Source organism: Rothia sp. HMSC061D12 (genome assembly GCF_001836735.1).
Lineage (GTDB): Bacteria > Actinomycetota > Actinomycetes > Actinomycetales > Micrococcaceae > Rothia.
Genome location: NZ_KV830305.1, coordinates 164,521 through 172,352, shown reverse-complemented (window position 1 = coordinate 172,352; position 7,832 = coordinate 164,521). Strand labels below are relative to the sequence as shown.

The following is a 7,832-nucleotide window of genomic DNA, read 5'->3' as shown; positions in this document are numbered from 1 at the left end:
CTCCAGAACGTACTGCTTGAACTTCTCGTCACGCTCACGTTCTGCCTTGCGGTCCTGCTCAAGCTGCGACTGGTACTTGCGGATGAGCGGCATCTGATACTGTGCCTCCAGGTCGTAGAGCTGCTGACTCATGCCGACCTGCTGGTTACATTCGGCCTGGATGGTGGCGATGCGAATTTCCTCTTCGGAGGCGGGCTCGTTGAAACCGCCGTTCTTGCTCAGCTGCTCATTCAGCGGGCTTTCCTCGGCTACCGCCCCTGCCTTAATGGGGGTGAGGCCGCGGTCAGAGACGCACTGCTTCCACTTCTCTTCGAGCTCGCGGTGCAGTTTGCCACCGTAAACGGCATTGCCCGCCTCAGTGTAGATACGACTGTATGTGGACTGCACATCATTCTCGGGCCTCTTGCCTTCGGGCACCGCGGCGTCCAGGGTCTCGCGGGCCTTGTCAAGACATTCGGTGCGAAGCTGCTCCTCGGGGCTCAAGCTCTCCGGTGGGTTAAAGGAGATGGGGGCGGCGTTGGGGTCATACTTCTGGAATCCGTACTTCTTGGCGTATTCGACGTTCCAGGGACCGTACTTTCGGCCCGGATCGCCACTCGGCGCGCTTTCAGATTGGGGAGCTTGGTCGGGGTCGGTGTAGCTCTGCCCGTGTTCGGCGTAGCACTGCTTCATGGCAATCTTAAAGGCAGTGTATTCGTAATGAGTGCCCCCCTCGTAGTGGGAGTAATCGTCCAGGGGCATCTTCACGATGTCCTGCTCCGCGTCGAAAATGGCGTGGACGCTTTCGTCGCGTTCCAACGGCGGGTTGAAGAGCGAGCATGCGCTCAGCGGGAGCACGCCAATAGCCAGCAGGGCGCCCGTGGTGAGCAGGCGGCGGCGCGTGCCGGTACAAGGGCTAGTTCCGGTGCGAGGGGCGGATGCGGCGGTGCGGCGGTTGAGGGACTTCATCGTTGAACACCTTTCATAAGAGTGAGTTGTTCACCACATTACACTTTTTGCTCCTTGCCGCGCCCGAATTTCGTGGGGTGCAGCAAAAATTTTTGCGCGCCCACTCGCCTGCCGCGAGCTGCATCCTCTGCGGGAATATCCTCGCGGGTGCGGGCTACCCGCCGAGCCTGTGTCTCGGGTGGCCCGCACCATTACCGGTCTTTCCCCGGTATCAAGATTCGGTTTTAAAATCCGACGTCAAAACCGGTCGTGGACGCTCGGGTTACTGGTGCTCCAGAACGTACTGCTTGAACTTCTCGTCGCGGTCGCGGTCGGCTTGGCGTTCCTGGTCAAGCTGCGACTGGTACTTGCGGATGAGCGGCATCTGGTACTGAGCTTCCAGGTCGTAGAGCTGCTTGCTCATGCCGACCTGCTGGTTACATTCGGCCTGGATGGTGGCGATGCGAATCTCTTCTTCGGAGGCGGGCTCGTTGAATCCGTTGTTCTTGCTCAGCTGCTCAGCCAGCGGGGTTTCCTCGGCGACGGAGCCGGCCGAGCGCGGGGTGAGCCCGCGATCCGAGACGCACTGCTTCCACTTCTCTTCGAGCTCGCGGTGTAGCGTGCTACCGTAAACGGCGTTACCCGCCTCGGTAGAGATACGAATGTACGTGGCCTGATCTTCCTTCTCGGGCCTCTTACCTTCGGGCACCGCGGCATCCAGGGTCTCGCGGGCCTTGTCGTAGCATTCGATGCGAAGCTGCTCCTCGGGGCTCATGCTCTCCCCCGAGTTAAAGGAGATGGGGGCGGCTGCGTTGGGGTCTCGCTTCTGAAGACCGTACTTCTGGGTGTACTCGACGTTCCAGGGGCCGTACTTTCGTCCCAAATCACCGCGGGGTGCGCTTTCAGAATAGGGAGCTTGGATAGTGTAGTTCTGTCCGTGTTCGGCGAAGCACTGCTTCATGGCAATCTGAAAGGCCGTGTACTCGTAGTTGGTGCGCTCGTAGTAGAGGTAATCGTCCAGGGGCATCTTCACAATGTCCTGCTCCGCGTCGAAGATGGCGTGGACGCTTTCGTCGCGTTCCAGCGGCGGGTTGAAGAGCGAGCAGGCGCTCAGGGGCATGATGCCGATACAGAACAGGGCACCCGTGGCGAGCAGGCGGCGGCGCGTGCCGGTGCGAGGGGTAGTTCCGGTGCGGCGGTTGGGGGACTTCATCGTCAAACTCCTTATCGTGAGAGTGAGTTGTACACCACATTACACCTTTTACTCCCTGTCACGCCCGAATTTCGGGGGGGGGTGTGCACCAAAAAATTTTTGCGCGCCCACTCGCCTGCCGCAAGCTGCATCCTCTGCGGGAATATCCTCTGGGGACATAGAAAAATCCCCCGAACTTCTCAGAAGAGAAATCCGGGGGATTCTTCAATCAGCTACAGGCTACTTGGTCGGCAGTTCAGCCAGTTCGGTAGCGTCGTGTGCTTCGGGGATGTGATCCACGTGCAGACGCTTACGGAAGACCCAGTAGGTCCATGCCTGGTAGACGAAGACGACCGGCAGACCAAGGCAGGTCACGAAGGTCATAACGCCCAGGGTGTACTCGGAGCTGGATGCGTTCGCAATGGTGAGCGAGTATGCCGGGTCCAGGGTGGAGGGCAGAACATTCGGGTACATTGCGGTGAAGATTGCCAGCGCGCCGAATGCGAGGAACACGGACAGACCAGCGAAAGCGCGACCCTCACGGCCACCCTTTGCGGAGACCCAAGCAATCAGAACGGCAACAACAGCCAGGATGGTGCACAGCCAGGAGACGCCGTTACCGCTGGTGAAGTCCAGGGTCAGAACCCATGCGACAATCGGCAGCAGCAGGACGGGAGACCAGCGTACCAGGGTGTTGCGGGCACGGTCACGGATATCGCCGTCGGTCTTCAGAGCGATGAAGGCAAGACCCTGAACCAGGGAGAAGCCAACGAAGCCCAGACCGCCGAGCAGAACCGGTAGGGAGACCCAAGCGAAGGCGCCGCCGACGCGGTCACCATTGTCGTTGATGGGCAGGCCCATGGAGGTCAGGCCCAGCAGAGCACCGACGAGCAGTGCGATGAAGAAGGAAGAAACAGACAGAGCGATGTTCCAGTTACGGATCCACTTCTCGTCGTTCTTCTTACCGCGGTATTCAATTGCGACCACGCGCAGAATCAGGAAGACCAGCGCGAGGGTCAGAGGAATGTACAGAGCAGAGAAGAGGGCTGCGTACCAGATGGGGAATGCTGCGAAGATAGCAGCACCGCCGGACACAAGCCACACCTCGTTACCGTCCCAGACGGGGCCGATGATGTTCAGCAGCAGACGACGTTCCTTCTCGTTCTTGCTGAACTTGGAACCCATCAGCATACCGACACCCAGATCGAAACCGTCGAGAATCATGTACATGATGAGGAAGACGCCAATGGCTACAAACCAGAGGGTGGGCAGGCCAGGCTGACCGGCAAAGATATTGAAATCAAAGTTCATGGTGAATCAATCCTTACCCGCCTAGTAGGCGAACTCCAGCACATCGCGCTTGGACTTGTCGTTGGACTCGTCCTCGTGGTGCGACTGAACCAGCTCGGGCATTGCTGCCACCACACCGGCCTTGACGTACTTGATGAGCAGGTAAACCTCAACCACCATCAGCACACCGTAGAGCAGACCCAGGGTGAGCAGGGAGAAGAGGATTTCTTCACCGGAAACACCCGGGGAGATAGCTGCTGCGGTGAACAGGTGGATCGAGGGATCACCCTGAAGGTTCGGAGCCACAACGAAGGGCTGGCGGCCCATTTCGGTGAAGATCCAGCCCAGTGCGATTGCGAAGAAGGGAGCCATGATGGACCAGACAGCAACGTTCTTGAGCAGCTTGGACTCGGGAACGGTGCCAACGCCCTTCTTACGGGTTACCCACAGTGCGTAGAGGTAGAGGGGCAGTACGACTGCACCCAGACCAATCATGCCGCGGAAGCCCCAGTAGGAGACCTCGAGGGAGGGCAGGTAGTCAATCTTCTGACCTGCACGCTCGCCGTAGAGCGGGTTGTTGGGCAGGTTGGTGCCGAACTTAGCTTCGTACTCGGGCAGCAGGGTCTGAATACCCTTCACCGGGGTATCGAAGTTGTCGTGTGCCAGGAAGGACAGCACGCCGGGGACCTCGATGATGGGGGTGATCTTGTCGCAGCTCTGAGCGCCGAGCTCGCCGATGGTCAGAACAGAGAAGGCGGTACCGTCGTGGCACGCAGCTTCTGCGGCAGCCATCTTCATGGGCTGCTCGTGGATCATCATCTGTGCCTGCAGGTGGCCGGATGCACCAACACCTGCGAACGCGAGGAGACCAACGACTGCACCCAGGCGCAGGGACTTGATCCAAACCTGGAAGTCCTTCTTGTCTCGTGCGCCCTTGTCGGACTCACCAACGACGACCTTGCCGTCAACGACCTTGTCGATGCCGTCCTTGCGGCGACGCCACAGCTTGTACCAGGCAATACCGACCAGGAAGCCACCGGCAACCTGGATGGATGCGGTGATGACGTGAGAGAAGGTCACCCATGCGAGGGGGTTCATCAGCACTGCGCCAATGTCGGTCATGCGGGGACGACCGTCAATCATTTCTGCACCGACGGGGTGCTGCATCCAGGAGTTTGCAACCAGAATGAAGAATGCAGAAATCCAGGAGCCGAGAACTGCCATGAACAGACAGAAGGCGTGGACTGCGGGCTTGAGGCGGTCCCAACCGAAGATCCACAGACCAAGGAAGGTCGACTCAACGAAGAAGGCGAAGAGGCCTTCCATTGCCAGCGGAGCGCCGAAGACGTCGCCGACGAAGCGGGAGTATTCACTCCACGCCATGCCGAACTGGAATTCCTGAACCAGACCGGTGGCCACACCCATTGCGAAGTTAATGAGGTACAGCTTGCCCCAGAACTTCGTCATGCGCTTGTATTCGTCCTTCTTGGTACGAACGTAGCGAATGTACAGGTAGGTCACAACAAGGCCCAGACCCAGAGTCAGCGGAACCATGAAGAAGTGGTAGACGGTGGTAATACCGAACTGCCACCTACCAAAATCAAGGGGATCCATTGATAGGTCCTTACTATGTGTGTACTTAATGTGTGTTTGTGCCAGATTTCGGGTAGTCCGCCATCGATGGAGGGCATACGAGAGTTACTGACACACTGTCTCTCATGCTTCTAAGGTACAGGGTTTTCCCGAGGAGCTGTGAGTACGCTGTGCATAGTATGGACGTTTATTGTTTGACGTTTCGCTAAAGGTACCTCGAACGTTATCCCCCGGGGCGGGGGTAGTTTGAGGGTTGGAACACGGAGGGGCTGTGTGGGTCTGAGAGGCACTTTCAGAACCGCGGTAAAACTTTGCAGTTTTATGTAGTTTATGCAGATTTTTGATGACACATTCTCGGAATATGACAGGTGCCTCAAGTAGTACTTAAGGCTTAAATTTGCATGATTTATGCTGAATTTACGCGGATTTCAGAGAATCAACGTGACTATTCTCACACAAAATTCCTGGATTGTGACACGCTAGTCACACACTCCCCCGCAGGTTACATATCGATGTTCTCGGTATCCAACTGATGCGCACCGGCGATGATGAATTCCTTACGCGGAGCCACCTCAGAACCCATGAGCAGGGAGAACGCACGCTCGGCAGCCTCCGCATCCTCAATGCGAATACGGCGCAACATGCGGTGACGCGGATCCATTGTGGTCTCAGCCAGCTGGTCGGCGTCCATCTCACCCAGACCCTTATAACGCTGAATAGGTTCCTTATAGGACACGCCCTGCGCCTGCAAAGAATCCAGAAGCTCGTGCAGCTGCTTCTCCGAGTAGGTGTACACCATCTCGTTCGGCTTACCGCGGCGCACCACCTCCACGCGGTGCAGCGGCGGAACCGCAGCATACACGCGACCCGCCTCAATCAGCGGACGCATATAACGGTAGAACAGGGTCAGCAGCAGGGTACGAATGTGGGCGCCGTCAACGTCAGCATCGGTCATCATAATGACCTTGCCGTAGCGGGCAGACTCCAGATCAAAGGTACGACCCGAGCCGGCACCAATCACCTGAATCAGCGCCGCGCACTCGGCGTTCGCGAGCACATCGGTCACCGAGGCACGCTGAGTGTTCAGGATCTTACCGCGAATCGGCAGCAGAGCCTGATACGAAGAAGAACGCGCCAGACGCGCAGTACCCAGCGCCGAGTCACCCTCCACAATGAACAGCTCAGAATGCTCAACATTGGTCGAACGGCAATCCACCAGCTTAGTGGGCATGGACGAAGACTCCAGCGCGGTCTTACGGCGCTGAGTTTCCTTGTGGATGCGCGCCGAAACGCGGGTCTTCATCTCAGAGACGACCTTCTCGCACAGGGCGGTCGCCTGAGCCTTCTCAGCACGCGCGGTCGACTCCAGGCGAGCCTTCAGCGCATCACCCACGACCTTCGACACAATCTGACGAACGGCGGGAGTACCCAGAATCTCCTTGGTCTGACCCTCAAACTGCGGCTCGGCAAGACGCACGGTCAGCACGGCGGTCAAGCCCGCGAGCACGTCGTCCTTCTCAATCTTGTCGTTACCCACCTTGTACTTGCGGGCGTTATCAGCAAGGTGCTTGCGCATCACGCGCAGCAGGCCCTGCTCAAAACCGGTCGTGTGGGTGCCGCCCTTGGGGGTGGCAATAATGTTCACGAAGCTACGGACCGTCGTCTCGTAGCCGATGCCCCAGCGCAGCGCAACGTCCACCTCGCAATCGCGCTCCACGTCGGTCAGCTGCGAGCGGCCGTCCTCACCCAGCACAGGCACGGTCTCGGTGAAAGAGCCGCTACCGCTAAAACGCCAGGTATCGGTAATGCGCTCATCGTGTGCCAAGAACTCGACGAACTCGCTAATGCCGCCGTCGTACTGGAAGACTTCCTCGTGGGGCTCCAGTTCACCGGGGGTGCCGGGCAGGCGGCGCTCATCGCGGATGCAAATACGCAGACCCGGAATGAGGAACGCGGTCTGGCGTGCGCGAGCAGCCAAGTCCTCGTAGCTGAACTTGGCGTCGGGGGTGAAAATCTGCGGGTCAGCCCAGTAGCGCACACGGGTGCCGGTCACGCCACGCTTCGCCTTGCCCACAATCTGCAGGGCGTCAGTGCCCTCGGTTGCGGGAGTGAACGGATCATCGGGCTTGGGGGTTCGGCCAGACTCGAAGTGGCCGGGAATGCCGTGGCGGAAAGACATCTGGTAGGTCTTCGAACCGCGATCCACCTGCACATCCAGGCGGGAGGACAGCGCGTTCACCACGGAAGCACCCACACCGTGCAGACCACCGGAGGCATTGTAGGAGCCGCCGCCGAACTTACCACCGGCGTGCAGCTTAGTGAACACAACCTCCACACCGGACAGACCGGTGCGCGGCTCAATATCGGTCGGGATACCGCGGCCATCATCGCGCACCTCAACCGAACCGTCACGGTACAGAATCACCTGAATGGACTGACCGAAACCGGCGAGCGCCTCATCCACCGAGTTGTCGATAATCTCCCAGAGGCAGTGCATCAGGCCGCGGGAGTCGGTGGAGCCAATATACATACCCGGGCGTTTGCGTACTGCTTCCAGACCTTCCAGCACGGAGAGGTGACGGGCGGTGTAGTTCGAGGACGCCACGGGATTCCTTTCGGCAAGTGATGACTGTGTGCAAGTGATGACTGTGTATTCAGCGCGGCAAGGTAACGGAGGCGAATCAGAAACGCCCCGGCTTGCGCTCATGGTGCTCTAAGTTTCTATTCTATCGTGGCTTGTTGCCCGCTTCTGTCTGCATCGTCATTCGGCTCTGCCGAGGGAGTTAAACAGTAGAAAAGCACCGGCTGCCACTCCCCTATGGAGTAGCAG

Annotated in this window: 5 protein-coding genes; all 5 read right to left on the bottom strand. The window is 58.7% G+C overall.

Features of this window, described 5'->3' with window-relative positions:
• Positions 1 to 948 (bottom strand): multidrug transporter (locus tag HMPREF2682_RS00710; RefSeq protein ID WP_070830552.1); only part of this gene is annotated, 948 nt, incomplete at its 3' end.
• Between the two features lie 262 nt (positions 949 to 1,210).
• Positions 1,211 to 2,140, bottom strand: a complete 930-nt coding sequence (locus tag HMPREF2682_RS00705) for a multidrug transporter (RefSeq protein ID WP_070830550.1) — start codon at positions 2,138 to 2,140, stop codon at positions 1,211 to 1,213.
• A gap of 219 nt (positions 2,141 to 2,359) precedes the next feature.
• A complete protein-coding gene (cydB, locus tag HMPREF2682_RS00700; protein ID WP_070830548.1) occupies positions 2,360 to 3,430 on the bottom strand; it encodes a cytochrome d ubiquinol oxidase subunit II in 1,071 nt (356 codons plus the stop codon).
• Between the two features lie 21 nt (positions 3,431 to 3,451).
• Positions 3,452 to 5,023 carry a cytochrome ubiquinol oxidase subunit I gene (locus tag HMPREF2682_RS00695; protein ID WP_070830546.1) on the bottom strand — a complete coding sequence of 524 codons (1,572 nt, stop codon included), beginning with the start codon at positions 5,021 to 5,023 and terminating at the stop codon, positions 3,452 to 3,454.
• A gap of 481 nt (positions 5,024 to 5,504) precedes the next feature.
• On the bottom strand, positions 5,505 to 7,607 hold the full coding sequence (locus tag HMPREF2682_RS00690) for a DNA gyrase/topoisomerase IV subunit B (RefSeq protein ID WP_070830544.1): 2,103 nt from the start codon (positions 7,605 to 7,607) through the stop codon (positions 5,505 to 5,507).
• Between the last annotated feature and the right edge of the window lie 225 nt (positions 7,608 to 7,832).

What these genes read in the sequence shown, in the direction of transcription:
- HMPREF2682_RS00705 (WP_070830550.1), bottom strand. Translation starts at nt 2,140, where the DNA reads ATGAAGTCCCCCAACCGCCGCACCGGAACTACCCCTCGCACCGGCACG.
- cydB (WP_070830548.1), bottom strand. Translation starts at nt 3,430, where the DNA reads ATGAACTTTGATTTCAATATCTTTGCCGGTCAGCCTGGCCTGCCCACC.
- HMPREF2682_RS00695 (WP_070830546.1), bottom strand. Translation starts at nt 5,023, where the DNA reads ATGGATCCCCTTGATTTTGGTAGGTGGCAGTTCGGTATTACCACCGTC.